At 75.3% G+C, this 26,255-nt stretch carries 26 protein-coding genes and 2 tRNA genes; 15 read left to right on the forward strand and 13 right to left on the reverse strand.

Annotated elements, in window-relative coordinates; translation table 11 throughout:
• Positions 1-35 precede the first annotated feature (35 nt).
• The 6 genes from JOF54_RS04180 to JOF54_RS04205 form a co-directional block, all read right to left on the reverse strand.
• Positions 36-797 (reverse strand): sugar transferase, encoded by a 762-nt coding sequence (locus JOF54_RS04180; protein WP_210053272.1) that lies wholly within the window; start codon positions 795-797, stop codon positions 36-38.
• A 424-nt stretch (positions 798-1,221) separates the two neighbouring features.
• Positions 1,222-2,697 (reverse strand): sugar transferase, encoded by a 1,476-nt coding sequence (locus JOF54_RS04185; RefSeq protein WP_210053274.1) that lies wholly within the window; start codon positions 2,695-2,697, stop codon positions 1,222-1,224.
• A gap of 155 nt (positions 2,698-2,852) precedes the next feature.
• Entirely contained in the window at positions 2,853-4,076 is a 1,224-nt protein-coding gene (locus JOF54_RS04190; RefSeq protein ID WP_210053276.1) for a glycosyltransferase family 4 protein, read from the reverse strand.
• Positions 4,073-4,768: a YveK family protein gene (locus tag JOF54_RS04195; RefSeq protein WP_210053278.1), complete on the reverse strand. Its 696-nt coding sequence runs from the start codon at positions 4,766-4,768 to the stop codon at positions 4,073-4,075. The genes JOF54_RS04190 and JOF54_RS04195 overlap by 4 nt, the downstream gene beginning before the upstream one ends.
• A complete protein-coding gene (locus tag JOF54_RS21750; RefSeq protein ID WP_210053279.1) occupies positions 4,765-5,916 on the reverse strand; it encodes a glycosyltransferase family 4 protein in 1,152 nt (383 codons plus the stop codon). Before JOF54_RS21750 ends, JOF54_RS04195 begins: the two co-directional genes overlap by 4 nt.
• Positions 5,913-7,061: a glycosyltransferase gene (locus JOF54_RS04205; protein WP_210053281.1), complete on the reverse strand. Its 1,149-nt coding sequence runs from the start codon at positions 7,059-7,061 to the stop codon at positions 5,913-5,915. Before JOF54_RS04205 ends, JOF54_RS21750 begins: the two co-directional genes overlap by 4 nt.
• Positions 7,062-7,419: 358 nt before the next feature.
• Between JOF54_RS04205 and JOF54_RS04210 the strand changes: the two genes are divergently transcribed.
• From JOF54_RS04210 to JOF54_RS04235, 6 genes are all read left to right on the forward strand, one after another.
• Positions 7,420-8,862: an oligosaccharide flippase family protein gene (locus JOF54_RS04210; RefSeq protein WP_210053284.1), complete on the forward strand. Its 1,443-nt coding sequence runs from the start codon at positions 7,420-7,422 to the stop codon at positions 8,860-8,862.
• Positions 8,859-10,178, forward strand: coding sequence for a glycosyltransferase (locus JOF54_RS04215; RefSeq protein WP_210053286.1), 1,320 nt, complete (start codon positions 8,859-8,861; stop codon positions 10,176-10,178). The genes JOF54_RS04210 and JOF54_RS04215 overlap by 4 nt, the downstream gene beginning before the upstream one ends.
• A complete protein-coding gene (locus JOF54_RS20695; RefSeq protein ID WP_210053288.1) occupies positions 10,175-12,115 on the forward strand; it encodes an O-antigen ligase family protein in 1,941 nt (646 codons plus the stop codon). The genes JOF54_RS04215 and JOF54_RS20695 overlap by 4 nt, the downstream gene beginning before the upstream one ends.
• 108 nt (positions 12,116-12,223) lie before the next feature.
• On the forward strand, positions 12,224-13,162 hold the full coding sequence (locus JOF54_RS04225; protein ID WP_210053290.1) for a hypothetical protein: 939 nt from the start codon (positions 12,224-12,226) through the stop codon (positions 13,160-13,162).
• Positions 13,159-13,335, forward strand: a complete 177-nt coding sequence (locus JOF54_RS04230) for a hypothetical protein (RefSeq protein ID WP_210053292.1) — start codon at positions 13,159-13,161, stop codon at positions 13,333-13,335. The genes JOF54_RS04225 and JOF54_RS04230 overlap by 4 nt, the downstream gene beginning before the upstream one ends.
• Before the next feature lie 73 nt (positions 13,336-13,408).
• The gene (locus JOF54_RS04235; RefSeq protein ID WP_210053294.1) at positions 13,409-13,951 is read left to right on the forward strand and encodes a P-loop nucleotide/nucleoside kinase family protein; all 543 of its coding nucleotides are present in this window, start codon (positions 13,409-13,411) and stop codon (positions 13,949-13,951) included.
• Positions 13,952-13,965: 14 nt separating this feature from the next.
• Here JOF54_RS04235 and JOF54_RS04240 read toward each other — a convergent pair whose 3' ends face one another.
• On the reverse strand, positions 13,966-14,178 hold the full coding sequence (locus JOF54_RS04240; protein ID WP_210053296.1) for a hypothetical protein: 213 nt from the start codon (positions 14,176-14,178) through the stop codon (positions 13,966-13,968).
• An 87-nt stretch (positions 14,179-14,265) separates the two neighbouring features.
• Between JOF54_RS04240 and arr the strand changes: the two genes are divergently transcribed.
• Together arr and JOF54_RS04250 are read left to right on the forward strand one after the other, a co-directional pair.
• The gene (gene arr, locus JOF54_RS04245) at positions 14,266-14,721 is read left to right on the forward strand and encodes an NAD(+)--rifampin ADP-ribosyltransferase (protein ID WP_372443508.1); all 456 of its coding nucleotides are present in this window, start codon (positions 14,266-14,268) and stop codon (positions 14,719-14,721) included.
• Between the two features lie 359 nt (positions 14,722-15,080).
• Complete coding sequence (locus JOF54_RS04250) at positions 15,081-16,601, forward strand: FG-GAP and VCBS repeat-containing protein (RefSeq protein WP_210053298.1); 1,521 nt, start codon at positions 15,081-15,083, stop codon at positions 16,599-16,601.
• A 225-nt stretch (positions 16,602-16,826) separates the two neighbouring features.
• On the opposite strand, the gene JOF54_RS04255 is transcribed toward JOF54_RS04250, so the two are convergent.
• Positions 16,827-16,900, reverse strand: a tRNA-Ile gene (locus JOF54_RS04255).
• 81 nt (positions 16,901-16,981) lie between these two features.
• Between JOF54_RS04255 and JOF54_RS04260 the strand changes: the two genes are divergently transcribed.
• On the forward strand, positions 16,982-17,509 hold the full coding sequence (locus JOF54_RS04260) for a GNAT family N-acetyltransferase (protein ID WP_210053300.1): 528 nt from the start codon (positions 16,982-16,984) through the stop codon (positions 17,507-17,509).
• Positions 17,510-17,576: 67 nt separating this feature from the next.
• Positions 17,577-18,032, forward strand: coding sequence for a group II truncated hemoglobin (locus JOF54_RS04265; RefSeq protein WP_210053302.1), 456 nt, complete (start codon positions 17,577-17,579; stop codon positions 18,030-18,032).
• Position 18,033: 1 nt separating this feature from the next.
• Here the strand turns inward: JOF54_RS04265 and JOF54_RS04270 are convergent, their stop codons facing one another.
• Positions 18,034-18,390: a PRC-barrel domain-containing protein gene (locus JOF54_RS04270; RefSeq protein WP_210053304.1), complete on the reverse strand. Its 357-nt coding sequence runs from the start codon at positions 18,388-18,390 to the stop codon at positions 18,034-18,036.
• Positions 18,391-18,728: 338 nt separating this feature from the next.
• Between JOF54_RS04270 and JOF54_RS04275 the strand changes: the two genes are divergently transcribed.
• Genes JOF54_RS04275 through JOF54_RS04285 form a run of 3 tightly spaced genes read left to right on the forward strand, consistent with a single transcriptional unit; the run spans position 18,729 to position 21,888 of the window.
• A complete protein-coding gene (locus JOF54_RS04275) occupies positions 18,729-20,063 on the forward strand; it encodes an ABC transporter substrate-binding protein (protein WP_210053306.1) in 1,335 nt (444 codons plus the stop codon).
• The gene (locus tag JOF54_RS20700; protein ID WP_210053308.1) at positions 20,060-20,995 is read left to right on the forward strand and encodes a carbohydrate ABC transporter permease; all 936 of its coding nucleotides are present in this window, start codon (positions 20,060-20,062) and stop codon (positions 20,993-20,995) included. The genes JOF54_RS04275 and JOF54_RS20700 overlap by 4 nt, the downstream gene beginning before the upstream one ends.
• Positions 20,995-21,888, forward strand: a complete 894-nt coding sequence (locus JOF54_RS04285; RefSeq protein WP_210053310.1) for a carbohydrate ABC transporter permease — start codon at positions 20,995-20,997, stop codon at positions 21,886-21,888. Before JOF54_RS20700 ends, JOF54_RS04285 begins: the two co-directional genes overlap by 1 nt.
• A 4-nt stretch (positions 21,889-21,892) precedes the next feature.
• Here JOF54_RS04285 and JOF54_RS04290 read toward each other — a convergent pair whose 3' ends face one another.
• Positions 21,893-22,750, reverse strand: coding sequence for a phosphotransferase (locus tag JOF54_RS04290; protein WP_210053312.1), 858 nt, complete (start codon positions 22,748-22,750; stop codon positions 21,893-21,895).
• Positions 22,751-22,850: 100 nt separating this feature from the next.
• On the opposite strand from JOF54_RS04290, the gene JOF54_RS04295 reads away from it, so the two are divergent.
• On the forward strand, positions 22,851-23,072 hold the full coding sequence (locus JOF54_RS04295) for a hypothetical protein (RefSeq protein ID WP_210053314.1): 222 nt from the start codon (positions 22,851-22,853) through the stop codon (positions 23,070-23,072).
• Here the strand turns inward: JOF54_RS04295 and otsB are convergent.
• Positions 23,069-23,911, reverse strand: a complete 843-nt coding sequence (otsB, locus tag JOF54_RS04300) for a trehalose-phosphatase (RefSeq protein ID WP_210053315.1) — start codon at positions 23,909-23,911, stop codon at positions 23,069-23,071. The genes JOF54_RS04295 and otsB overlap by 4 nt on opposite strands.
• A gap of 134 nt (positions 23,912-24,045) precedes the next feature.
• Here otsB and JOF54_RS04305 point away from each other — a divergent pair, with 134 nt between their 5' ends.
• Complete coding sequence (locus JOF54_RS04305) at positions 24,046-25,473, forward strand: alpha,alpha-trehalose-phosphate synthase (UDP-forming) (protein ID WP_210053317.1); 1,428 nt, start codon at positions 24,046-24,048, stop codon at positions 25,471-25,473.
• Positions 25,474-25,595: 122 nt separating this feature from the next.
• Here the strand turns inward: JOF54_RS04305 and JOF54_RS04310 are convergent.
• Together JOF54_RS04310 and JOF54_RS04315 are read right to left on the reverse strand one after the other, a co-directional pair.
• A tRNA-Asn gene (locus JOF54_RS04310) sits at positions 25,596-25,668 on the reverse strand.
• A gap of 34 nt (positions 25,669-25,702) precedes the next feature.
• Complete coding sequence (locus JOF54_RS04315; protein ID WP_210053319.1) at positions 25,703-26,242, reverse strand: hypothetical protein; 540 nt, start codon at positions 26,240-26,242, stop codon at positions 25,703-25,705.
• Positions 26,243-26,255: the final 13 nt, after the last annotated feature.

The following is a 26,255-nucleotide window of genomic DNA, read 5'->3' on the forward strand; positions in this document are numbered from 1 at the left end:
CGTCGCTCCTCGCCGCCCGCAGCGGGACCGCCCGGTCAGACGGCCCCCTCGCGGGCGAGGACCGTCCGGACCGTCCGCAGCGCGATGACGAGGTCGAGCAGCGGGTTCCACTGCGTCACGTAGCGGACGTCGAGCTGGACGCGCTCCTCGTAGCCGGTGTTGCTGCGACCCGAGACCTGCCACAGCCCCGTGATGCCGGGCTTGACGGCGAGGTAGTGGCGGGCCGCGTCGCCGTAGCGCTCGAGCTCGGCCGGCACGACCGGCCGGGGACCCACCAGGCTCAGCTGGCCGACCAGCACGTTCACCAGCTGCGGCAGCTCGTCCAGGCTGCTCGCGCGCAGGGCGCGGCCCAGCCGGGAGATGCGGGGGTCGTCGGCCACCTTCTGCTCGCGCTCGAACTCCTCGACCAGGTCCGCCCGGCCCATCGCCGTGAAGGCGGCGGCGGCGGTCTGGTGGGGACGGTCGGGCCCGGTCGAGTAGGCCCACGTCATGGAGCGGAACTTCCACACCCCGACCGCACGACCGCCCCGGCCCACGCGGGCCTGGCGGTAGAGCACGGGGCCGGCCGGGTCGCCCAGCTTCACCGCGAGGGCGACGACCAGCAGCACGGGCCCCAGCACGAGCAGCGCGGCCGCCGCGCCGAGCAGGTCGACCGTGCGCTTGAGGACGCGGTGCGCCGGCGCGGCCAGCCCGCGCCGGCCGGCGGCGACGGACGGGGCGGGGACGGCGGACGGGCCGGGGACGGACGGGAGGGCGGCGACGGCGGTGACGACCGACGGGGCGGTGACGAGGCTCATGGTCTGCTCCAGGGGGATCGAGCCGGTCCCTCCGGACCGGCTCGATCAGCCTCGGCGGACGACCTCGGGGCCACCTGGGCGCGCGAGCAGGGCCGTCCAAGCCTTCGCCCAGGCTGGGCCCGCCCGGGCCTGAGCCCGCCCTGAGCCTTCGCGGGCGCTCAGGATCACCCCCGTCGCACCCCTCCGGACGGGGTCCCCGCGGAGGTCGGGCTCAGGCGGGCGGCCGGGTCAGTAGGCGCCGCGGCGCGCGCCCGGGTCAGTAGGCGCCGCGGCGCGCGCCCGGGTCAGTAGGCGCCGCGGCGCGCGCCCGGGTCAGTAAACGCCGCGGCGCGCGGCCGGGTCAGTAGGCGCCGCGGCGCGCGGCCGGGTCAGTAGGCGCCGCGGCGCGCGGCCGGGTCAGTAGGCGCCGCGGCGCGCGGCCGGGTCAGTAGGCGCCGCGGCGCGCGGCGACGGTGACCACGGTCCGGGCCAGGATCGACAGGTCGAGCCAGTGGCTCCAGTTCTCGACGTAGAAGACGTCGAGCGCCACCCGCTCGTCGTAGCCGGTGTCGCTGCGGCCCGACACCTGCCACAGGCCGGTGATGCCGGGCTTCAGGGCGAGGAAGCTGTCGCGCCGCGGGCCGTACCGCTCCAGCTCCCCGACCGTGATCGGTCGCGGCCCCACCAGGCTCAGGTCGCCGCGGAGCGCGTTCACCAGCTGCGGCAGCTCGTCGAGGCTGGTGCGGCGCAGGAAGGCGCCGAGCCCGGAGACCCGGGGGTCGTCGGCCACCTTCTGCGCCACGAGGAACTCCGGGACCAGGTCCGCGCGGCCCATGGCCTCGAAGGCCTCGACCGCGGTCCGGTAGGGCCGGTCCGGGCCGGTCGAGTACTCCCAGCGCATGGTGCGGAACTTGAGGACCCCGATGGGCCGGCCGCCGCGGCCGAGCCGCTCCTGGCGGTAGAACACCGGCCCGGTCGGGTCGGTCAGCTTGACCGCCAGCCCGACGGCCAGGAACAGGGGGGCGAGCAGGAACAGCCCCACGGCCGCGCCCACCGCGTCGACCAGCCGCTTGCCCACGGCACCCCAGCCGTCGAGGGTCGTGAGCCGCACCTCCATCAGCGGGATCCCGGCGACGGTCGACATCACCGAGCCGGCGGCGAAGACGCCGTACATGTCCGGGACGAAGCGGTACCCCATGCCCCGGGCGGTGGCCAGCGCCATCAGCCGGGCGGCCTCGTCCCGGCTGGCGTCGGGGTCCACGTGCACGATCTCGTGCACGGGCACCCGGTGGCTCTGCAGCACCTGCTCGACGGTGGAGTAGACCGGGACCCGGCCGAGGAGCAGGGAGCCGGCGTCGCGCACCGACACGGCGGCGATCACCCGGGTCCCGCGGCCCGGCCGACCCAGCTCGGCGACGATCCGCTCGGCCAGCGGTCCGCTGCCGACGACCGCGACGTTGTGCAGCCCCCGGTCGCGGGCGTAGACCTGCTGCAGGACCAGCCGCACCAGGCTGCGGCCCAGCAGCACCGCGGCCACGCCGAGCAGGAACGCGTAGACCGGCACCTTCCGGCCCGGGAACAGCGGGGCGCCCAGGGTGAAGTAGTCGACGAGCACCAGCGAGGTGACCCCGAGGCCGACGGCGACGAGCAGCCGCCCGACCTCGCTGGCCCGGCCGTAGCTCTGCCGCGTGGTGTAGAGGCCGCAGGCGGCGAACAGCACCACCCAGGCCGGGACGAGCGCGAGCATCGTCTCCGCGAAGGAGCCGATGCTCGCGTACTCCAGCAGCGGCTTGTCCTCGAGCGCGCGCAGCTCGTACGCGGCCACCGAGGCGGCGTACAGCGCGACCACGTCGGCGGCCACCAGGGCCGCCGACCGCCAGGTCGTCCCCGACGTGCGGACGTCGTCCAGCACACGAACCATGTCTGCCATCCCCCGAAGGCTCACGTTCTCGCCCGGCTGCACGACTCCCCGTCGTCCCCTCACCCGAGCGCTGACAACGGTATCAGTCAGTTGACGGCTCAACTAGGAAACGGAGATGAACCTCGTGCGAACGGTGGTGACGTGCGGCACGGTCCCTACGGAGCGGCCAGGGCCGCCCGGTAGCCGGCCTCCGCCCGCTCCACCACCGCGTCCCACGACGCGCCGGTGGCCCCGCGCCGCGCGGCGGCGGCGCCCAGCCGGTCGGCGAGCTCGTCGTCGCCCAGCACCGCCGCGACCGCCCGGGCCACCGACGGCGCGTCGGGCGCCGCCAGCAGACCGGTGACGCCGTCCTCGACGGCGTCGGCCATCGAGCCGACGGCCGTGGCGACCACGGGGCGGCCGAAGGTGTAGGCCATGTGGATGCTGCCGCTGATGTTGACCGTGGCGTAGGTGAACAGCACCACCCGGTGCTCGGCGAAGAGCCCGGGCACGTCGGCCACGGGCACGTAGCCGGGCCGCAGGTCGACGTGGCCGATCCGCTCGGCCTGCGACCGCACCGCCTCCAGGTCGACGTCGGGCATCACCGGTCCGGCCAGCGTGAGCCGGGCCGCGGGGAGCTCCCGCCGGACCAGGCCGAACGCCTCGAGCAGCAGCGGGAGGTCCTTGTACCGGGTCCAGGCGCCGAAGAAGAGGGCGCGCGGGCCCGCCGTCGAGGGGGCCGGCACGTCGTCGGTGCCCGTCATCACCGACGAGTAGTCGCCGTGCCCGCAGACCGCGGTCCGGCGGACGCCCGGGAAGTGCTCCAGCAGGGTGCTGCGCGGGCCCTCGCCCAGCACCAGCACCAGGTCGCAGGCCCGGTACGCGCGGCCCAGCAGCGCCCCGGTCAGCCGCCCGCGCTTCTCGACGGCCTGGTCGGCGCTGGTCACGTCGTAGGGCAGCGGGTTGTGGGCGACGTCGACGACGGCCCGGGCCCGGCCGAGGCGGGCGACCACCAGCAGGGCCGCGGTGTCCAGGGCGTAGCGCAGCTCGCCGAACTGGACGACGTCCGGGCGCTCCCGCCGGAGGTGGACGAGCACGCGTCGCCAGGACTCCAGCAGCAGCACCGCCCGCCAGACCCGGCGCAGCCGGGACCGCCAGCGCGGGCCGGGGACGACGGCGTTGGGGTGCCAGGTGGGCAGCAGCTCCCGCACCGTGAGCCCCGGCTGGTCGGAGCGCAGCTCGGGGTCGGGCCCGGTCAGCAGCGTGACCCGGTGACCGGCCCTCGCCAGCGCCTCGGCGAACTGGAAGGAGAACTGGAACATGCCGCCGCTGGGCAGGAACTCCACCACGGTGACCACCAGCGGCTCACCGGCGCCGGTCCCCGCGTCCGGGGCGCTCACGCCTGGCGCCGGGCCGCGGCGTCACCGGGGTCCGGGTCGGTCCCGTCGCCGACGGCGGTGGCCGCCGCGCCGCGACGGCGGACCGCCGCGCCGGGTCCCCGGACGGCCACCAGCAGGTGGTACAGCGCCTGCTGCACGGCGAGCCCGCCGACCAGGGCCACCACGACGGCGGCGCCGACGAGCACGAGGGGCGAGGTGCCCGAGGCGTAGGCCGAGCCGTCGGCCGTGTGCACGACCGCGGTCCGGTAGGGCCGCGACAGACCGGCGAGGTACTCCGAGGCCAGGGTGGTGGTGGCGTCGGCGACCTGCTCGGCGGTGCCGGCGTCGTCGGCGGTGGTCCGCACCAGCAGCACCGACGTGTCGGGCACCACCGTGACCTCGGTGCTGACGGCCTCGCGCTGCGCGGCGGAGAGCTGCAGCCGGTCCTCGGCCTGCTGCTCGAAGCGGAGGTTGTCGGCGACCTCGGCGAAGGTGGCCACGATCTGGCCCCGGCTCATCGTCTCGTAGTAGGCGGCCGAGGTGGCGTCGTCCAGGCTGGCCGCCGGCAGCACGACCACCACCGACTCCGCCGTCCAGACCCGCTCCTGGGCGAGCGCCAGCAGCACGCCGACCACCAGGGCGAGCAGGGCGAGGACCGCTCCGGCGACGACGCTGGGACGCAGCGCCGAGCCCGGGCGCGCGGTCGCGCTCACGCGGCGGCCCCCGTCCCGGCCCCGACCGGTCGCGGCCCGTCCTCCAGCACCTGCCGGTAGAGGCCGGCGAGACGGGCGGACAGCTGGGTGAGGTCGTGCCGCTCCTCGGCGCGCCGGCGCACGGAGGCGCCCATCGCGACGCGGCGCCCCGGGTCGGTGACCAGGGACTCGAGGGCGGCGCTCAGCGCGTCCACGTCCCCCGGCTCGACGACGAGGCCGTCGACGCCGTCCCGGATGAGGTCGGGGACGGCCCCGATGGTGGTGCCCACCACCGGCACGCCGGTGGCCATGGCCTCGATGATGGCGATGGGTTGTCCTTCCAGGTAGGAGGGGAGCACGAACACGTCGGCCTCCTGCAGCCGCCGCTTCACCTGCTCGCCGTGCTCGGGGCCGACCAGGGACTCCGCCAGGCCGGCGGCGGCGAACTCCTCGACGATCTCGCGGTACTCGGGCTCGGGGGTGGGGCCCTGCCCGCCGACGACGACGAGGCGCCAGCCCTCCACGCCCCGCTCGCGCAGCGCGCGGCACGCCCGGGCGAGCTCGAGGGTGCCCTTGCGCCGGCAGACCACCCCCACGAACAGCACGGTGGCCGGCACCCGGTCCGGCCGCGTGGGGACGAAGGTGTCCACGGCCACGGCGTTGTCGACCGTGACCACCGGGGTCCGACCGGCCAGCTGCCGCATCCGGGCGGTGCCGACGTCGGAGACGGTGCAGACCAGCTGGGCGCGGCGCAGCGCGCTCAGCGCCCACCGGTCGAGGCGCCCGTAGGCGGCGTGCTCGGGCCGTCCGGCATTGCCGACCGCCGAGTGCACGTGCGCCACCAGCCGCGCACGGCCCGCGGAGCCGGCCAGGAGGAGGGCGGCGGCGCGGAGGGACGGCGCACCCGGGTCGGCCACCAGCTGGAGGTGGACGACGTCGGCGTGCCGCGCGGCCCGGTAGGTGCGCCAGGCGTCGACGAGGGCGGCCCGGGCGTTCTCCAGGCTGACCCGGCCGCCCTCCCGGGTCGCGCTCCGGGCGGTGTTCAGCAGCTCGACGTCGAACTCGGCGCGCAGGCCCGGGTCGGCGGTGATGGTCTCGGCGAAGGTGGCGATGCCGCCACGCATCGGGGCGGCCTCGGCCACCACGACCACCCGCGGTCGGGCGGTCACGCGGCGGTCCCCCGCGGGCCCGCCGCAGCGGCCCGCGCGTAGAGCCCGCAGAGGTTGCGCGCCCACAGGTGGGCGTCGAAGCGCTCCTCCATCCGCAGCCGGCCCGCCTCGCCGAGGCGGCGGCCGAGGGCCGGGTCGTCCAGCACCCGCAGGACCGCGGCGCCGAGCGCGTCGGGCTGGCCAGGCGGGACCAGCAGCCCGGTCTCCCCGTCGGCCACGATGTCGCTGATGCCGCCGACGTCGCTGGCGACGACGGGCCGGGCGCAGCCGCCCGCCTCCATCAGCACCGTCGGCAGGTTCTCGCCGTAGATCGAGGGGAGCACGACGAGCTCGGAGCCGCGCAGGACGTCGGGGACGTCGCTGCGCATGCCCGCGAAGACGACGGAGCCCGCCAGCCCCAGCCGGTCGACCTCCGCCCGCAGGGAGGCCTCCTCGGTCCCGGAGCCGACCAGCAGCAGCCGGACCTCGGGGTGCCGCTCGACGACGCGCGGCCAGGCCCGCACGACGTGCACGATGCCCTTGAAGTCGCGGAGCGCCGCCAGCACCGTCACCACCCGGCGCCCGGCCAGCCCGAGGTCGGCGGGCAGGGCGGCGACGTCGTCGGGCGGCGGGCTGAAGTAGGCCAGGTCGACGCCGTTGTGCACCACCTGCCAGCTGCGCGGCACGGCGCGGCCGGCACGGTAGCGGTCGCGGAACGAGACCAGCGAGGCCTGGGAGACGAACACCGCCGCCTGGCTGCGGGTCGCGACCTCCAGCGCGAGCCGCTCGCGGGCGGAGGCGCGGCCGGTCAGCGGCCGGTGCACGTGGTGGAACGTCCCCACCGCCGGCACGCCGGCCAGCCGCGCGGCGGGCAGCGCGAGGGTCATGGCCATCTCGAGGTGGGCGTGCACGACGTCGGGCCGGCGCCGGCGGACGTCCTGGACGAGCCGGACGAAGGAGCGCGGGTCCAGCGTCCGGTCCACGCCGAGGTAGCGGGGGCGCAGGCCCGCCTCCTCGAGCAGCGGGGCCAGCTTGGAGCGCTCCTCCGAGGGGCCGTGCAGGCTGAGGACGTCGAGCTCCAGCCCCATCTCGGGGGCGACCCGCCCGAGCTGGGCGATGAGGGTCTCGGCGCCTCCCAGGCGGAAGGCGTCGAGGACGGTGAGCACGCGCAAGAGTGGGACTCCGGTTCTCGTGTCGGGCAGGCCTCCCCCGTGCGGCGACAACCCCGGACAGTGCAGGCGCATCGTAACCACTCCGAGGACGGGTCGAGGTCACGCGAGCGTCCGCGTCCGGCGGGCGCGTCGGCGGACGCAGCGGGGGGCGGCCCGGCGTTAGCATGTGGTGCCCCGGGGGGTTCGGCGCCGTCTCGTCGGCGCGCCGTCACGACTTCCAGGCGAGGAGCCCGCGATCCAACCCGCCCGACATCCCGACCTCGAGCCGGCCTCCGAGCCGCCGGTCCCGCCCCTCCCCCCGGTCACGGGGACGCCGACGGAGAGCGTCGGGCGCAGCTCGGCGCGCGGGTTCTTGTGGACGACGCTGGCCTGGGGCAGCAACCGCGTCGTCGTCCTGGCCCTGACGCTGCTGCTGGCCCGGCTGCTCACGCCCGAGGACTTCGGGCTGGTGACGGCCGCGCTCACCATCATCGCGATGTTCGACGCGGCCCTCGACCTCGGCGTCGGCGCGGCCGTCGTCGCCGCCCAGGAGCGCGGCGTCTCGCGGCGGACCCGCACCGCCCTGACCCTCAACATCGGGCTGTCGGCGCTGATCGCCGGCGTCGGCGCCGCCCTGTCCCCCCTGGTCGCCGCGCTCTTCGACGCCCGCGACCACACCTGGCTCTTCGCCCTGATCTTCCTGTACCCGCTGTTCCGGGGTGCGGGACAGGTCAACGACGCGGTGCTGAAGCGCGACCTGCTCTTCCGGCGCCGCACGGTCGTCGACCTCACCCGCGCCGGCGTCCGCGTCGTGGTCTCCCTCAGCCTGGCGCTGACCGTCGGCGGCCCGGTCAGCATCGCCGCCGGCATCGTGGCCAGCGAGCTGGTGGCCATGGTCCTGCTCTGGTCGCTGGTGCCCATCCGGCCCGTCCGCTCCATGACCCGCGCCGACGTCCGCGAGCTGCTCGGCTTCGGCGGCCAGGTGACGGTCATCCGGGTGCTGGGCTCGTTCCGCAGCACCTTCGACTACCTGGTCGTCGGCGCGGCGATCAGCGCCACCGCGCTCGGCTACTACGGGATGGCCTACAAGCTGCCGGAGCTGGGGATCGAGAACGTCCTCTGGATCTTCTCGGCCGTGGCCCTGTCGGCCTACGCCCGGGCGCGGCTCGAGGGCGAGGAGGCCCTCTTCTCGGCGATGCTGCGCGCCACCCGGCTGCTCTCGCTGTACGGGCTCGCCGTCGGGGTCACCCTCGCCGTGCTGGCCCGCGACGCGGTCCCCGTCCTGTTCTCGCCCACGTGGGAGCCGGCCGTGCTGCCGATGGTGCTCATCTCCCTCAGCCTCGGCCTGATGTCGGTCGGCTGGGCCAGCGGCGACGTGTTCACCGCGCTCGGCCGGCCGGGCACGCTGGTCCTGCTGGACCTGCCGGCCACCGCGCTGATGGCGGGGCTGTTCCTGCTGGCCCCGCGGTACGGCCTGGTTGGCGTGGCCGCCGTCCACCTGGTCTTCAACGCGGTCTACTGCCTCGCCCGGCTGGTCCTGCTGCAACGCGTCACGCGCGTCGGCGGGCGGCGTCTGCTCGGCGCCGTGGCCCCCGGCTTCGCGGTCGCCGTGCCCACGGCGGCGGTCGGCTTCGGCATCCAGCACCTGCTGCCGGCCGGCGAGCTGCTCTCCCTCGTGGTGCTGGGCCTCGTCTGCGCGGTGGTGGTGGTCTCCGTGTCCTGGCTGGTCGCGCGGAGCTCGGTGCTCGAGGCCCTGCACGCGGTGCTGCCGGCCCGCGCCGCGCCCGCCGGGCCGAGCCCGGAGGCGACGTCGTGACCAGCTCGTCACCGGCTGCCGCGGCCCGCTCGGCCGTCGTGGTCACGGCCAGCGAGCCCGAGCCGCGCAGCTTCGGCAAGCAGGTGGTGCTCGGGGGGCTGCTCGACCACCTCTGCGCCCGGCTGGGCCCGGACCGGGTGCACGTGCTGCTGGTGGGCCGGCCCGACGTGCCGCGCCCCGCCACGCCCTACCGCCTCGAGGTGGTCCCCCGCCCTCGTGCCCGCGAGCAGCTGCTGGCGGGCGCCACCCGGGTGGTCCCGCCCCCGCACTCCTCGCTGCAGGAGGCCGCGCTCTGGTCGCCCCGGGTGCTGCGCCAGCTCCGGGAGGCCCTCGCCCGGGTCGACGCCGACCTGGAGGTGTGGGACACCATGCGCACCGGGCAGTACGCGCGCCGGCTGCCCCGCCGACGCCGGGTGCTCTACGCCGACGACCTCTTCTCCGAGCGCTACGCCACCATGCTGCGCCGGATCCGGGCCGACTCCTCGCGGCTGGACAACCCGCTCGGGGAGTTCGCCAAGGTGCTGCCGGGCGTGGCCGGGCGGCTGGCCGCCCACCAGGCCGTCCACGTCCCCCTGCTGCGCCTCGAGCGCCGGCTCACCGCCCGCTCCGAGGCCGCGGCCCCGGGTCACTTCGACGCCACGGTCCTGGTCAACGCCGCCGAGGCCGAGGAGCTGACCCGGCGCAGCGGCGACCCGCACGTGCGCACGCTGCTCCCCCTGCTGCGCGAGCCGCGGGCCGCCGAGCGCCACCACGACGGCACCGCGACGTTCGTCTTCCTCGGCGGGCTGGACTTCCCGCCCAACCGCGACGGCCTGCGCTGGTTCCTCGGCACCTGCCGGGAGTCGGTGCTGGCGCAGGTCCCCGACTTCCGGCTGCTGGTGGTCGGGCGGGGGTCCGAGCAGCTGCCGGAGGAGGCGGCCGCCTGGGGCGACCGGGTGCAGCCCCTCGGCTGGGTCGACGACCTCGACGCCGTCCTCGCCGGGGCCGCGGGCCTGCTCTCCCCGCTCCGGATCGGCAGCGGCATCAAGATCAAGGTGCTGGAGGCCCTGTCCCGAGGGCTCCCGGTGGTGGCCACCCCGCACGGCGTGCTGGGCCTCGACGTCGGTCCCGACGACGGGTGCCTCGTCGGCGACGGCCCCGCCGCCCTCGCGGCGCTGCTGGCCCGCGCCCGGACCACCGGGGAGAACGCCCGGCTCTCCTCCGCGGCCCGCGCGGCCTGGCGGCGGCGCTTCGCCCCCGACGTGGCCGCCCGGGCCTACGACGAGGTGCTGGGTCTGCCGTCGGTGGACGCGGACCGGCCCGGGACGCCACGGTGACGGCGGTCGTCGCCCTCGGCGGCGGGCTGGTGCTGGTCGCGCTGCTGGTCCTGGCCCTCGTCCGGCCCGAGGTGGCGCTGCTGGCGCTGGTGGGGCTGGACGTCTCCAACCTCAACCAGGTGGTCGCCGACCAGGTGGGCGTCAGCCCGTACCGCCCGCTGCTCCTGCTGGCCCTGGTCGCGCTGTTCGTCCTGCTGCGGCGACGACGGCTGGTGCTGCGCTGGTCGCCCGTCACCCTGGGCCTGCTGGTGCTCTTCGCCGGGTTCTGCGCGAGCCTCTTCGGCGCGGCCGACCCGGCGGCCAGCCAGGAGCTGCTCGTCAGCCGCGCGCGGGACCTCCTCTACTACCTCGTGGTGCTCGGCCTGGTCGTGTCGCTGCGCCGGGTCGTGACGCTGGCCCAGGTCGTGGTGCTCGTCCTCGCCGGCCTGGCGGGTCTGACGGTCGTCCACGAGTACCTGCTGGGCAACAGCGGCGACCTGTTCGGGCTCAGCCGGGTGCCGCTGGTGCAGGAGGGCGGCGCCTCCACCCCGCGGCACGCGGGCACCTCCTCCGACGTCAACTTCTGGGCCCGGCTGCTCATCCTCGTCACCCCGCTGGCGCTCTCGCTGTGGGCCGGCGCCGGGCGCTGGCGTCCCCGGGTGGTGTGGGCCGGCTGCGTGCTCGCGCTCCTCCTCGGGGTCTACCTGACCCAGTCCCGCGGCGGCTTCATCGCGCTCTTCGTGGGCCTGGTGACCTGGCTGCTGCTGGCGGGCGGGCGCTACCGCCGCTCGGTCCTGCTGCTGCCGGTGCTGCTCGTGGTGCTGGTCCCCCTGTCGGGCATCGGCAGCCGGCTGCTGACCCTGACCGCGGTGACCTCCAGCTCGACGGCGACGGCCGACCCCTCGGTGGTCACCCGGCAGCGGCTGCAGATCGACGCCTGGCACATGTTCCTCGACCGGCCGCTCACCGGGCACGGCATCGGCAGCTACGGCACCCTCTTCCCGCGCTACGACCGGCTGGCCGACTACTACACCCCCGTCGACATCGTCGTCGCGGCGCACAACTTCTACCTGGAGCAGGCCGCCGACGGCGGGGTCGTGCTGCTGCTGGCCTGGCTGGTCTTCGCCGGGACGGTGCTGTTCGCGGCGCTGCGCAGCCGCGCCGTCGCCCTGCGGGCCGGCCGGACCGCGGAAGCCCTCCTCGCCGTCGGCGTGGTGGCCGGCGTCATCGGCTGGGCGGTGGCGAGCGTCTTCCTCCACCTGTCCGACTTCCGCGCCGTCCTGGTCGTGGCCGCGCTGGCCGCCGCGCTCGACCTGCGGGCGGCGGAGCAGCCGGCCGCCGCCGTGGCCGCGCCGGTGGCCCCGGTCCCGCACCGCCGGCTCGCGGTCGCCGGCTGGGCGGCCCTCGCCGTGGCGGCCGCCGTGGGCTGCGTCACCGCCGCCTCCGCCAGCAGCACCGTGTGGACCAGCACGAGCGCCCTCGCCGTGGTGACGGCCCGGAGCGGGGACCCCAGCACCTCCTACCAGCTGGACGTGGTGACCCGGGGGCAGATCGTGCCCACCCTCACCGCCGTCGTGCAGCGCTCCTCGAGCCTGGACGACCTCGCTGCCGCCGGCGCACCGGCGGACGTGCTGACCGTGGACGCCGACCAGTCGCGGCTGGGCGGGGCCGTCGTCGTGCGGGTCAGCGCCGCCTCCGCGGAGGCTGCTGACGGTGCTGCCGCCGCGGCGGTCCGGCTCGCGACCCAGCGCGTCAGCGCCCTGCAGGAGGACTACGTGCTCCGCGGGGAGCCCGCCCCGGCCGAGGCCCGCACCCCGGTGGCCCGGTGGCTGGCCGCGCCGCTGGGGCTGCTGGCGGTGGCGGCCGCCGCGCTGGCGGTGCGGACCGGCCGCCGCCGCGACGACCGGCCCGAGCCGGTCACCGGTACGCTCGTCCCCCAGGGGCGTCGGAGCTCCTGACACAGGTCTCGGGGGCGACCACGCGGAGGAACCCCCATGGACAGCACCCACGCCGTCCCGCCGGTCCCGCGACCGGTCGGTCCCCGCAGCCGCCCCCGGAGGAGGACCGTGCGCCGTGCCGCCGGAGTCGCCCTGGCCTGCCTGGGGCTGCTTCTGGCGTCGCCCCCGCTGACGCCGTCAGCCGCGACGGTCGACCGGCCCTTCGCCACCTCCAGCCCCTTCAACACCGCGGTCCCGGCCGGGACCCGGACGGACCCCGCCAGTGCCGCGATGGTCGCCCGCGCCACCCGCACCCGGCAGCTGCACGCCAACCTCGTCGCCTACGGCATCCCCGTCCTCACCGCCACCCCGTCGACGCCGCGGCACCGCGTCACCTGCTCCATGGCGGCGGCCTGGGGTCCCTGCCCGCTCACCCGCCAGGCCCTGCCGATCCCCCTCGACGCCCGCCCGAGCACGGGCGACGACGGCGCCCTCGTCGTCGTCGACCCGGCCACCGGCACGATCGGGGAGTACTGGCAGGCCCGGCGCAGCGGCTCCGGCTGGACCGCCTCGTACGGCGCGGTCAACGACCTCGCGGGTTCGGGCTGGGGCGGCTCGAGCACCGGCGCCGGGGCCTCGCGGCTGGCGGGGGTGGTCCGGGTGCGGGAGATCCGCGCCGGGCTGATCCCGCACGCGCTCGTCCTGCAGAGCGACAACGTCTGCGCGGGCACCGTCCGGCCGCCCGCCCTCAAGACCGACGGCACGTCGCGCCGGACGGACTGCCTGCCCGAGGGTGCGCGGCTGCAGCTGGACCCCGCGCTGGACCTGGCGGAGGTCCCCGGGCTCACCCCGGGTGAGCGCACGGTGGCCCGCGCGCTGCAGGTCTACGGCGGCTACGTCATCGACCGGGCCGGCACCCCGCTCAGCGCGAGCTTCGAGCGGGCGCCGGACGCGACCGCGAGCTCCCCGGGCGCGGTCTACCGCGCGGCCGGCTTCGGCTGGGACTACGACGGGATGGACGCCGTGCCCTGGCACCGGCTGCGGGTGCTCCGGACGTGGCAGGGGTGAGCCGGCCGCGGCGCCCGGCGGCCGGGGGGCTGACGACCGGCGACCGGACGCAGCCGCAGCCGGCCACCGGCCGGCCAGCCCCGGGCGGTGCCGACCTGCGCTGGCTCGGCCTGCTCCTGTGCCTGGTCTCGGCCGCGGTGATGGTGCTGCTCGTCGTCCTGCTGGTCGGCTGACCCGGTCTCGGGGCGGGGCACGCCGCCGGGGTGCCGCCGGGCGCAGCGTGGTCCGGCGTCGTAGGTTCACCGGGTGGGACGACCAGGGCTGATCGTGGTCAGCGGACCCGCGGGGTCGGGCAAGACGACGCTCGCGCACCAGCTGGGCGGCGCGCTCGGCTGCCCCGTGCTGAGCCGGGACGCCATCAAGGAGGGCATGGTGCTCTCCACGCCGGGCTTCGTGCCCGCCACCAGCGACCCGCTCACGCTGCGCACCTACGCGCTGTTCTTCGCGACGATCACGGCGTTCCTCCGGTCGGAGGTCACCGTCGTGGCGGAGGCGGCGTTCCAGCACCGCCTCTGGGTGCAGGGGCTGCCGCCCTTGGACGGGCTGGCCGCGCTGAGCGTGGTCCGCTGCGTCGTCCCCGACGCCGTGGCCCGGCAGCGCCAGGAGCACCGGCTGGCGACCCAGGCCACGCGGGCGGCGCACGCCGACGCCCAGCACCTGGCGGACGCCGCGCCCTTCGACCCCCTCCACCTCGACGTTCCCACCCTCGACGTCGACACCTCCGACGGGTGGCGGCCGGGGCTGGCCGAGATCGCCGCCTTCTGCCGGAGCGGGCTGCCGCGGGGCTAGCCGGTGGTCTGCGGTCAGGAGGGGAGGGCGGCCCGGGCCACCTCCGCGGGCGTCGCCGTCGCGACCTCGAGGCGGAGGTCGTCCGCCGCGTCCGCCCCGGCGTGCAGGTGCTCGCGGGCGTTGCTCAGGTGCTGGCCGCGCGCCCGACCGGCCGCGCGGGCTTCGACGACGGCGAGCGGGGCCTGCAGCCGCACCCGGAACGCCGGCCGGTCGGGCCGAGGACCCACCGGTGCGTGCCACGGAGCCGACAGACCGTCCGACCCTCGCCACGGAGGAGCGCCGGGACTAGGCTCCGGCCGGTGGAGGGCGACGAGGTGGTCGAGGACGCAGCAGCACCGGCAGCCCCCGCGGGCTCCCCGGCGGTGAGCGGGCCGTTCTACCACGGCACGGTGGCGGCTCTGCAGGTCGGCGACGAGCTGCGGGCGGGGTACGGCTCGAACTACCAGCAGGGCCGGGTGTCGAACAACATCTACTTCAGCGCGCTCCTCGAGACCGCCGCGTGGGGAGCCGAGCTGGCGGCCGCACTGGCCGGGACGGGTGACCGGGGACGGATCTACGTCGTCGAGCCCTCGGGCCCGTTCGAGGACGACCCGAACGTCACCGACAAGCGATTCCCGGGCAACCCGACGCACTCCTACCGCTCCCGCGCTCCTCTGCGGGTCGTCGGCGAGGTCGAGGACTGGGAGGGGCACGACCCCGCCACCCTGCAGGCGATGCTCGACGCGCTGGCCCGGCTGCGGGCGGAGGGGCGCGACGTCATCGAGGACTAGGTGATGCTCCCCACCTCACCGGTCCGGACCGGCGGCGACCTGGTCGATGACGGCGCCGACCCGGGCCCGCCGCTCGCGGCGACGACGCGCTCGGTGCCCACGGCCCCGGGGCACGCCGGTCGCTGCCCACGAGACCTTCCTGACCAGGAGGGGCCGGGATGACAGGACCCCCGGTCATCAGACCGGGTGGGGCCCACCCCCTGCTCCTCGTCCGGCCCCGGGACGTCCGTCGTGATCGTTACCCTGGAACGGCGCCGTCCCGGCCGCCCGGTCGTAGGGTCGAGGTGCTGGCGCCCCGCAGGGCCGTGACCGAGCCCGCGAGCCCGCCTGCACCCACCTCGACGACGAGGAGCACCGGCATGGCGAAGCGGCACCTGGTCCTGATCGTGACGATGACCCTCACCTCGGTGCTGGTCCCGCTCCCGGGAGCTCACGCCGCGCCGCCGGGGTGCCAGACCGAGGTTCCCGTCTCCGGCGACCTGGACGGCGACGGCCTGGCCGACCTGGTGGTCGGGCTCCCCGGGTGGGACGGCACCGGCGCGGTCGACCTCAGGCTGACGTCGGCGCCGAGCCGCCTGCTGCTCCCCGCCGACCTCGGGCTGCAGCCCGACGCCGGGGACGCCTTCGGCGCGGCCGTCGCGCTGGGCGACCTCGACGCCGACGGCTGCGACGAGCTCGTCGTCGGCGCCCCGGGCACGCTCGACGGCGCCGGTCGGGTCCACGTCGTCCCCGGCTCCCCCAGCGGCGTCCGGGCCTCCGGCCGGGTCACCCTCGACGCCGACGCCTCGCCGGCGGACCGGTTCGGTGCCTCGCTCGCGGTGGCCGAGCGGCCGGGCCCCACCGAGCTGACCGCGGGCGCCGACCTGTGGGTGGGCTCCCCCGACGACAGCCCCTCGGCCGTCCGCCGCACCGGCTCGGTGGCGCACTTCGCCGTCCCCGCCGGCGGGACCCGCCCGGTGCTGGTCGAGAAGCTGAGCCAGGCGAGCCCGGGCGTGCCCGGGGCCGGCGAGGTCGACGACCGGTTCGGGTCCGTGCTCGCGGCCACCCGCTACGGCGTCCTGGTCGGGGTGCCCGGCGAGGACGTCGGCGCTCGCCGCGACGCGGGTGCGGTCACGGTCCTGCGGCTCGGCGGGCTCGGGGCCGGCGTCGACCGGGCCGTCGGCTGGACGCAGGACAGCCCCGGGGTGGCGGGCACCGCGGAGGCCGGGGACCGTTTCGGCGCCGCGCTCGCAGCGCGTCCCGGGCACGTCGTCGTCGGGGTCCCGGGCGAGGACGTCGGCACCCGGCAGGACGCGGGCATGGTGCAGGTGTTCGACGCCTCCGACCGCGGTGCGCTCGTCCCCCGCCGGGGCCTGACGCAGGACGCCGCGGGCATCCCCGGCACCGCCGAAGCCGGCGACCAGCTCGGTGCCGCCGTCCTCGTCGGCGCCAACGTGGGCTGCGGGGAGGGCGTCATCCAGGCGGTGGTGGGCGCGCCGGGCGAGGACATCCGCGTCGGGGGCCGGACACGGGCCGACGCCGGGACCATCCTGGTCGTGCCGCTCACCGCGCAGCGGGAGTGCCAGGCGCGCTACGACGACCAGGCCGGCCGGCTCGAGGGCTCGGTCGAGGCCGGCGACCGGTTGGGCGCCGTCCTGGGCCTGGGCCGGGTCCGCGACGACCACGACGACGAGACCGGCGACCGCGCCTACGTCGCCGTGCCCGGGGAGGACCGCGGAGCCGTCGTCGACGCCGGCCTGGTGGTCGCCACGGCCAGCGGGACGGGGGCCGGGGCCTACGACCTGCAGGTGGCGGGGCGGCGTCAGCCGTCCGTCGGGTTCAGCGGAGGGGCTACCACCCGGCAGCGCTACGGGACCGTGCTCGCCACCCCCACCGGCTGAGCCGTGGGCGACCCCTCGTCGGCGGTGGGCTGTTGCACCCCTTGGACTGAAATCTATCTCTGTGCGCCGAGCCGCTCTCGGAACGCGTCGATGGGCGTGGAGGCGCACCTCGCATCAGCGTGTGACTTCGCGAGGCGTACTCACCACGCGAAGTCACACGGTGTCGCGCCGACGCCGGCCTGAGCAGCCAAGGCTCGCGGGCGGCCGGTCGCGGAGGGTGTGATGTGGGGCGGGCGGGGCTCGAACCCGCGACCCAGGGATTATGAGTCCCCTGCTCTGACCGGCTGAGCTACCGCCCCTCGCGACCGCCCACCCTACTCGCCGCTCGCGCCCCCTCCTGACGTCCGGCCGGAGCCAGCCGCGGGTCCTAGGCTGCGGCCGTGGACAGCAGGAGGATCCGGGACGCGAGCCCCGACGACGCCGCCGCCTGCGCGGCCGTCTACGCCCCGTACGTGCTGGGCTCGACGGCCACCTTCGAGCTGGAGCCGCCGTCGACGGCCGAGATGGCCGACCGGATCGCCGCCGCGCAGGAGCGGCACGCCTGGCTCGTCCTCGAGGACGACGGGGTGCTCGTCGGGTACGCCTACGGCGGACCGTTCAAGGCCCGGCCCGCCTACCGGTGGACCTGCGAGGTGAGCGTCTACCTGGCCCAGGACCGGCGCAGCGCCGGTAGCGGCCGGGTCCTCTACACCGCCCTGCTCGACCGACTGGCCGCCCGCGGGTACCGGACGGCCGCGGCCGGGATGACCCAGCCCAACGAGCCCAGCGCCGCGCTGCACCGCGCGCTGGGGTTCACCGAGGTCGGCACCTTCCGCCGGGTCGGCTGGAAGCTCGGCGGCTGGCACGACGTCACCTGGGTGCAGCGCGACCTCGCCGTCGGGGACGACCCGCCCGCCGAGCCGCGCTGACCGGATCGGACCGGACCGCGCCGACCCGACCCTGGCGGCGCCGGTCCTGCGGTGCCACAGTGACGAGATGAGCACGTCCATCTACGAGCGCGCCGGCGGCATGCCGGCCTTCCTGGCCCTGGCGAGGGCGCACCACGCGCGCTGCCTGGCCGACCCGGAGCTCAACCACCCCTTCAGCCACGACGGACTGGACCCGCAGCACGTCGAGCGGCTGGGCGCCTACTGGGCCGAGGTGCTCGGCGGACCGCCCACCTTCTCGGAGGACCTCGGCGACCACGCCGCCGTGCTGCGGATGCACTCCGGCAACGGCGACGTCAGCGACCTCGGCCGGCGCTTCGTCCGCTGCTTCGTCGAGGCCGCGGACGACGCCGGGCTGCCCGAGGACCCCGCGCTGCGGGCGACCCTGCGCGCCTACATGGAGTGGGCGGTCGCCGACGTCCTCGAGCACGAGCGGCCCGAGGACGTCCCGGCCCACCTGCCCATGCCCCGCTGGGGCTGGGACGGGCCCGCGACGCGGACCTGAGTCAGCGGCGGCCGAGGCGGCGCTCGCCGCCGGCGCCCCGCTCGTAGGGCAGGCCGTAGTGGGCGTAGATGCCCGGCTCGGCCGCTGAGTCCAGCTCGCCGTCGGTCTCGATCGACGGGGCGTCCTTCGCGACCTTCTTGTCCGTCATCACGCGGATGTGCTTGGGCGCCACGCGCGCACCGATCAGCGGCACGAAGATCAGGCGGCCGCCGCCGACGAGCCCCACCTTGACGGTGGCGAAGACGGCCTCGTCGGTGGAGGTGTCGAAGTAGACGGCCTCCAGGTTGCCGATCTTCGAGCCCTCCTGGTCCACCACGCTCTGGCCCCGCCAGTCACGGATGTCGTCCACGTCGAACATCGGTCCTCCTCGTCCTCACCGCACCCGGCCGTCCGGGTGCCGCACGGGGCCTCACTGTACGGCCGGCGCGCCGGGCGGCGGCCGCGCCACCCCTGCCGACGCGCGGTCAGCCGGGCCTCCTTCCGCGCAGGGGTGCGGTCGGCGACACTACGAGCAGAACGCGAGACGTCAGGGCTCGCGCGCGTCGCCGAGGACCGTCGACCCGCACCGGGGTGCTGCTGCATCCGTCTGCGGACCCCGCACGGAAGACCCACGGAGCGGCGAGCGTCGAGATCGGGGCTGAGCGGCGAGAACCGTGCGCGGGGTGACCCCTCGGGCACCTGGAGTGAGGAACAGACATGGCGTTGAACCGTCGGCAGATCTTGACGAGCGGCCTCGGCCTCGGCGCGGCGGCGGGGCTCAGCTCCTGCGCCGGGCTGACCGGGAAGTCGTCCAGCGACGCCCCCAGCACCTCCAGCTCGGGCTCGGGAGGCGACCTCCAGGCCGAGCTGACCTTCGTCAACTGGTCGGGCGACACCGAGAAGAAGGCCTTCGACGCCGTCATCAAGGCGTTCGAGGCGGCCAACCCCGGCATCACCGTCAAGACCGAGACGGTCCCCTACGCGAGCGTCCAGACCAACCTGGACTCCCGCTTCCAGGCGGGCAACCCGCCGGACCTCTTCCGCGTCTCCTACATCGACATCGGCCAGTACACGAGCCAGGACGTGCTGCTCGACGTCTCCGGCACCTTCGACCAGGCCAAGATCGACGCCTTCGTGCCCGGCCTGTGGCAGGGCGTCGTCTACGACGGCAAGCCCTACGGCGTCCCGCACCAGATCGACACGACCGCGATCCTCTACCGCAAGGACTCCTTCGAGGCCGCCGGCATCACCAACATCCCGACCGGCCTGGACGACGCCTGGAGCTGGGAGGAGTTCGCCGACGCGAACCGCAAGCTCGAGGGCATCGTCAAGGGCAAGCAGAGCCCGTTCATCTACGACTGGCAGAGCGCCGGCGCCTACCGCTGGCTGTCCTGGCTCTTCCAGGCCGGCGGCAACGCCCTCGGCGAGGACCTGCGCACCCCGGCCATCGACTCCGACGCGGGCCGCAAGGCCGTCGAGTTCACCCAGAGCTTCTTCACCAACGAGTGGGTGCCGCGCAACAGCTCGGTGAAGTCGGCGACCTACCCCGACTCGGTGTTCATCGCCGGCACCGTGGCGATGGCCTTCGCCGGCGACTTCCTCATCCCGGGCATCGAGGACGGCGTCAAGGGCAAGTTCGAGTACGGCGCCATGCCGATGCCGCGCGACGTCAACGCGGCCAGCGACCTGGGCGGCAACGCGATCGTCGCGGCCAAGGACGGCAAGAACACCGAGGCGGCCGCCCGCTTCCTGGAGTTCATCGTCACCGAGGAGCAGCAGCGCACCTTCTGCGAGGCGACGGGCCAGCTGCCGACGCTCAACGCGCTGACGACGGCCGAGCTCGACTTCGCCGTCCAGCCCGAGCTGATGAAGACCTTCGTCGAGCAGGCCACCACCATCACCCCGGAGCAGGTCCGTCAGGTGACGGTGCCCCAGTTCGCCCAGATCAACACCGCCCTGCAGGCCGAGCTGGAGAAGGCGTTCCTCGGCGGCGCCTCCCCCGCCGACACCACGGCGGCTCTCGCGGCCGCCATCGAGAAGGCCGCCCCGTGACAGCGGTCTCGGCGCTGCCGGCGACGTCGTCCCCCGCCGGTGGCGGGTCGCGGCGCCGGCGGCCGCGCTGGGACCGGTCCGCCATCGCCTTCCTGGCCCCGGCCCTGGTGCTCTCCATCGGGTTCCTGATCATCCCGATGGTCGCGGCCTTCGTGTACTCCACGGCCAAGATCGCCCCGCTGAGCGGGAAGATCACCTGGCTGGGCCTCGAGAACTACGCCACGATGTTCGACGACCCGGTGTTCTACCGCTCGCTGCTGAACACGGCCCTGTTCATGGTGATCACGGTCCCGCTGAGCATGGCCGTCGGCCTGGCGCTGGCGGTGCTGATGAACTCGGTGCTGCCCGGCCGCAAGGTGGTCCGGACGATCATCTACCTGCCGCTGGTCATCTCCGGCGTGGCCGTGGGCCTCATCGGCACGTTCCTCTTCAACGAGACGATCGGCGTCTTCAACGGCCTGGCCACCTCGCTCGGCCTGCCCAACGCCTCCTGGCAGTCCAGCGGCATCCCGGCGTTCGCGTCGCTCGTGCTGATCACGCTGTGGATCCGGGTCGGCTTCACCATGATCATCTACCTGGCCGGGCTGCAGGCCGTGCCGCAGGAGCTGTACGAGTCGGCCTCGGTGGAGGGCGCCTCGGGCTGGCAGAGCTTCCGGTTCATCACCTTCCCGCTGCTCGGGCCGTCGACGTTCTTCCTGCTGATCATGAACGTCATCTACTCGTTCCAGGTGTTCGACACCGTGTTCGTGCTGACCAACGGCGGACCCGGCGTGGCCACCGAGGTGCTCGGCACCTACGCCTACAAGACGGCCTTCGGCCCGGCCCGCGACCAGGGCTACGGAGCCGCGATCGGCGTCGTCATCTTCTTCCTCACGCTCATCTTCACGATCGTGCAGTGGCGCACGAACCGCAACCGGGACGAGACCGCCTGATGGCCATCACCGCACCCCGCGCCCTGGCGCCCACCCGCGTGGACGCCGACCGGAGCCCCGCCCCGCCGACCCGTCGTCGTCGCTCGAAGGTCGGGCTGGTGGTCCGGATCGTTCTCGCCGCGGTCACCGCCGTCGTCATGGCCTTCCCCCTGTGGATCATGCTGACGACGGCCTTCTCGGGCCAGCAGACCTTCGACGCGACCGTCAGCGTCGTCCCCCGGGAGTTCTCGCTGGACAACTTCTCGCGGGTGCTCGACGCCTGGCCCGTGGGGCTCTGGTTCGGCAACTCGGTGGTGATCACCGTCATCACCACGGTGCTCACCGTGGTCGTCAGCGTGCTGGCCGGCTACGCGTTCGCGAAGCTGGTCTTCCCGGCCAAGAACGTGCTGTTCCTGGTCATGCTGGCCACGATGATGATCCCGACGCAGGCGATCCTCGTGCCGCAGTTCCGCATAGTCAACGGCCTGGGGCTGATCGGCACCTTCTGGGCGGTGATCATCCCGGGCGCGGCCGCGACCTTCGGGATCTTCCTGGCCCGGCAGTTCATGCTGGCCATCCCGAACGAGCTGATGGAGGCCGCCAAGCTCGACGGCGCGGGCAGCCTGCGGATCTTCTGGAGCATCGTGCTGCCGCTGTGCAAGCCGCTGCTGGCCGTGCTCACCCTGCTGGCGCTGATGTACCAGTGGAACGACTTCCTCTGGCCGCTGATCGCGCTCAAGGACCCGGACCTCTACACGCTGCCGATCGGCCTGCAGTTCCTGCAGGGCCAGTACCAGACCGACTACGGCGCCCTGATGGCGATGACGCTGATCGCCGTCGCCCCGCTCGTGGTGCTGTTCCTGGCCTTCCAGCGGTTCTTCGTGCAGGGCCTGGCCACCACCGGGATCCGCTGAGGTCCTAGCGGAGCCCGCCGGGGTGCACGTCGCCGTCCGTCCGCAGACGACGTCCCTCGCGGGCCCGCTTGGCCTGGAACTTGTGCCGGTGGCCCTGGCCCCAGAGCACCGCCCGGTGCTCGCGGTCCAGCTCGCCGTCGGCCACCAGCTGCTGCTGGCGGGGCCGGCCCTGCTCGGCCAACGTCCGCATGAGGTCGACGCCCGCCTGCTGGGAGGCCAGCACGTCGTCGACCAGCTGGTCGTCGACGGGGATCCCGTAGGCCTCGGCGAACACCGCCATCCGGTGCCGGCGGCGCGGCTTGCGCGCCATCCCGAGCACGTTCTGCCAGTACGCCCGGTCCCGGAACGGCACCAGGTAGTGCAACGCGTAGGCGATGTCGGTGCGCCGGGTGCCGATGGTGGCGTACTCCCAGTCGATCAGCCCGACCAGCCGGTCGTCGCGCCAGACGAGGTTCCAGGGCCCCACGTCGCCGTGGCAGACCAGGTGCTCCCCGCCGTCGCCGGTGCCGGTCTGGCCGTCGAACCAGGTGGGCGGCGTCGCGGGGCGCCAGCCGGCGACCGCGTCGTGGTAGCGGCGCAGCAGCTGCGCGACCTGGGCGACGGCCTCGTCGCCGGCCACCAGCCGGCAGGCGGCGTCGCCGGACACGCCCTCGATGTAGCCGACGTCGTCGTGGTCCTCGGCGACGGGGCCGGGCCGCGGCGCCTCGGCGAAGCCGACCTCGGCCAGGTGCGCGAGCAGCGCGTGCACCGAGCCGGACCACGGCTGGCGGGGGTGGCGGACGACGTCGCCGATGCGCAGCACCGGCCGGTCCGCCCGCTCCTGCAGGATCTCGCCCTCGTCGGGGCGCGCGTCCGCCGTCACCGGCGGGTCAGGACGACGTCGAGCACGCGCGGAGCCTACCGGCCCGCGGGCCGCCCGGTCGCCACCCGTTGGACGGGGGCGGGCCGGTAGCGTGACGGCCATGACCGACACCTCCGGACCCGCCCGCGACGACGTCCAGGACGACGAGCGGGTGGCCGAGCGGGCGCACCTGCTGCCCGAGGAGATCGCGGCCGGCAGCGACGACCCGACCGCCCAGGCCCAGCAGATCCTCAGCGAGTCCGACGAGCGCACCGACGACCCCGAGGGCACCCAGCAGGTGTTGCCGCAGGCCTACGAGAGCGACGCCGGGAACAGCCGCTAGCCCTGCTGGGCGGCGCGGATCCGGGCCGTCAGGTCGCGGAGCCAGGCCGCGACCCCCGCGGGGCCGTCGACCACGACGTCGGCCAGCCGGCTGAGCGCGTCCTCCTCGTGCGAGGCGGACGCCAGCAGCAGCCCCGGCAGGCCCTCCGCGCGCAGGGCCGCGACGGCCTCGAAGGCCGGCAGGTCGCCCAGGTCGTCCCCGCCGAAGACGACCGCCGTCGCCCCGGTCTCGGCGACGAGCCGGCGCACGGCGTCGCCCTTGTCGGTGCCGGGTGCGCGGATCTCGAGGACGTTGCGGCCGGGCTCGACGGTGAGGCCGTGCCGGGCGGCCAGGGCGCGGACGGGCTCGAGCAGCGTCCGGTAGGCCTGCTGGGGCTGATCCAGCTCGCGGGTGTGCACGCCGAGGGCACGGCCCTTGTGCTCGATCCGGGCGGCGCCGAGGCCGAGGTCCTCCAGCAGCCCGGGCAGCTCCTCGCCGGCGGCGGTGACGGCCGCGGGCTCGGGCGGCAGGTCGAACTCCCCCGTCGCGGCGTCCCAGCGCTCGACGCCGTACTGGCCCAGCACGACCATCGAGCCCAGGCCCGGGCGCCCGGCGAAGCCGCCGAGCCGGACGGCGGTCCGGGCCGGCCGGCCGGTGACCACGGCCACCGTCCCCACCAGCGTCGCCAGCTCCTCGAGGGCGTCGACGGCCGCGGGGTGGGCGGCGGCCCGGTCGGGGTCGTCGATGATCGGGGCCAGCGTGCCGTCGAAGTCGAGGGCGACGAGCGTGCCCCGGGGCGCGGTGGTGACGGCCTGCAGCGCGGCAGCGCCCGCCTCGGTCAGCGGCTCGACGAGGTCCATGGGTGCAGCCTGACAGACGCGCGACCCCCCTCCCCGGACCACTCCGCCCGCTGGTCCCCGCGCGCGGGCGGGAGCCGTCGGCCCGGGCCCACCCGCTAGGGTCGGGGCACGCCCGAACCGATGGAACTGAGGACATGAGCACCCCCGAGCCCGCCGAGTCCAAGGCGACCGCGTCCTTCGTGGTCGTCGCCAACCGCCTCCCGGTCGACCGCGTCGAGCACGCGGACGGCAGCGTCGACTGGCGCACCTCCCCCGGCGGCCTGGTCACCGCCCTCGAGCCCGTCATGCGGCGCCAGGACGGCGCCTGGGTGGGGTGGCACGGGGCCCCCGACGAGGCGCTGGAGCCGTTCGAGAACGACGGCATCCAGCTCGTGCCCGTGGACCTGACCGCGGCCGAGGTCGAGGACTACTACGAGGGCTTCTCCAACGGCACCCTCTGGCCGCTCTACCACGACGTGATCGCGACGCCCGGGTTCCACCGCGAGTGGTGGGACGCCTACCGCAAGGTCAACCAGCGCTTCGCCGAGCGGACGGCAGCGGTCGCCGAGCAGGGCGCCGTCGTCTGGGTGCAGGACTACCAGCTCCAGCTGGTGCCGGCGATGCTGCGGGCGCTGCGCCCGGACCTGCGGATCGGCTTCTTCCTGCACATCCCCTTCCCGCCCACCGAGCTGTTCCAGCAGCTGCCGTGGCGCGACCAGATCCTCGAGGGCCTGCTGGGCGCCGACCTCGTCGGCTTCCAGGTCTCCGGCGGCGCGCAGAACTTCCTGCGCCTGGTCCGGGCGCGGCTGCGCCAGGAGACCCACCGCGACGAGATCCGCACCGCCGAGGGCCGGACCGTGCTGGCCCGCTCCTACCCCATCGCCATCGACGCCAGCGAGCTGCACGAGCTCTCGGCCTCGGAGCCGGTGGCGGCCCGGGCGGCGGAGATCCGGCACGACCTCGGCGACCCGGACGTGCTGTTCCTCGGCGTCGACCGGCTCGACTACACCAAGGGCCTGCTCGCGCGCCTGCAGGCCTTCGGCGAGCTCATCGAGGACGGCACCCTCGACGTCGACAAGGTCGCCTTCGTCCAGGTCGCGACGCCCTCGCGCGAGCGCGTCGAGGAGTACCGCCAGCTGCGCGACGAGATGGACCGGCTGGTCGGCCGGATCAACGGCGACATCGGCCGGATCGGCCGCCCGCCCATCACCTACCTGCACGCCTCCTACCCCCGCGACGAGATGGCCGCGCTGTACCGGGCCGCCGACGTCATGGTGGTCACCCCGCTGCGCGACGGCATGAACCTGGTGGCCAAGGAGTACGTCGCCTGCCGGCAGGCCGACGACGGCGCCCTGGTGCTCAGCGAGTTCGCCGGTGCCGCCCGCGAGCTGCGGCAGGCCTACCTGGTCAACCCGTACGACGTGAACGGGATGAAGGACAAGCTGATCGAGGCGATGCAGGACTCCCCGCGCAACAAGGCGCGGCGGATGAAGGTCATGCGCCGCCAGGTGGCCGAGCACGACATCGACCACTGGGCCAGCGCCTTCCTCGACGACCTGGGCAAGACCGGCCCGAAGGCCTGACGGGGACGGCCGGGTCGGTGCTCGCGCGCCGACCCGGGCGGACCGCCGCCGTGGCCCGGAGAAGACCCCGGGGACGCCGACGGCCGGGACCCGGAGGGGTCTCGGCCGTGGTGGAGGAGGAGCTCCCCCGACTGGACTCGAACCAGTAACCTGCCGGTTAACAGCCGGCTGCTCTGCCAATTGAGCTACAGGGGATCGCGCTGGCGCGAGTCAGAACATTACCAGCCTCTCAGCGCATGTCGAACTCGGCCCGGGTCTGGGCCAGCGCGTCGTCGACGGCCTCCCGGACGCCGGGCGTCTGCCAGCTCAGCCCGCGGGTGAGGCTGGTGTGCCAGACCAGCGGTCCGCCCCCGGCGAGCGGGCGCCGCGCGCTGACGGTGACGCCGCGGTCGCCGGCCAGGGCGACGAACTGGCGGACGACGATGGTGGCCTCCACCCGCTCGCGGAACAGCTCGGGCAGCCGGCCGGGCTCGGCCAGCTCGACCTCGCCGCGGCGGCCGTCCAGCCGCACCCAGCTGAGCCGGCGCAGCTCGTCGTTCCAGCCGCCCCGCTCGATCTCGTGCCAGCCGACGTGCTGCCACCCGGCGCCGCCGCCGGTGGAGAGCACGGCCGGGCTGCCGACGACGAACCGGTCGTCCTCCCCCGCCCAGGCCAGGATGCGGGCGGGCCGGCCCGGCTCCTCGCGCAGCGACGTCAGCCAGCCGGCGTGCGCGTCGGCCGGCAGCCCGCGCGAGCGCGACCACCAGCGGGTTCTCGTCGAGGTGGCCATGGAGCCCATCCTC

Source organism: Microlunatus capsulatus (assembly GCF_017876495.1).
Lineage (GTDB): Bacteria > Actinomycetota > Actinomycetes > Propionibacteriales > Propionibacteriaceae > Microlunatus > Microlunatus capsulatus.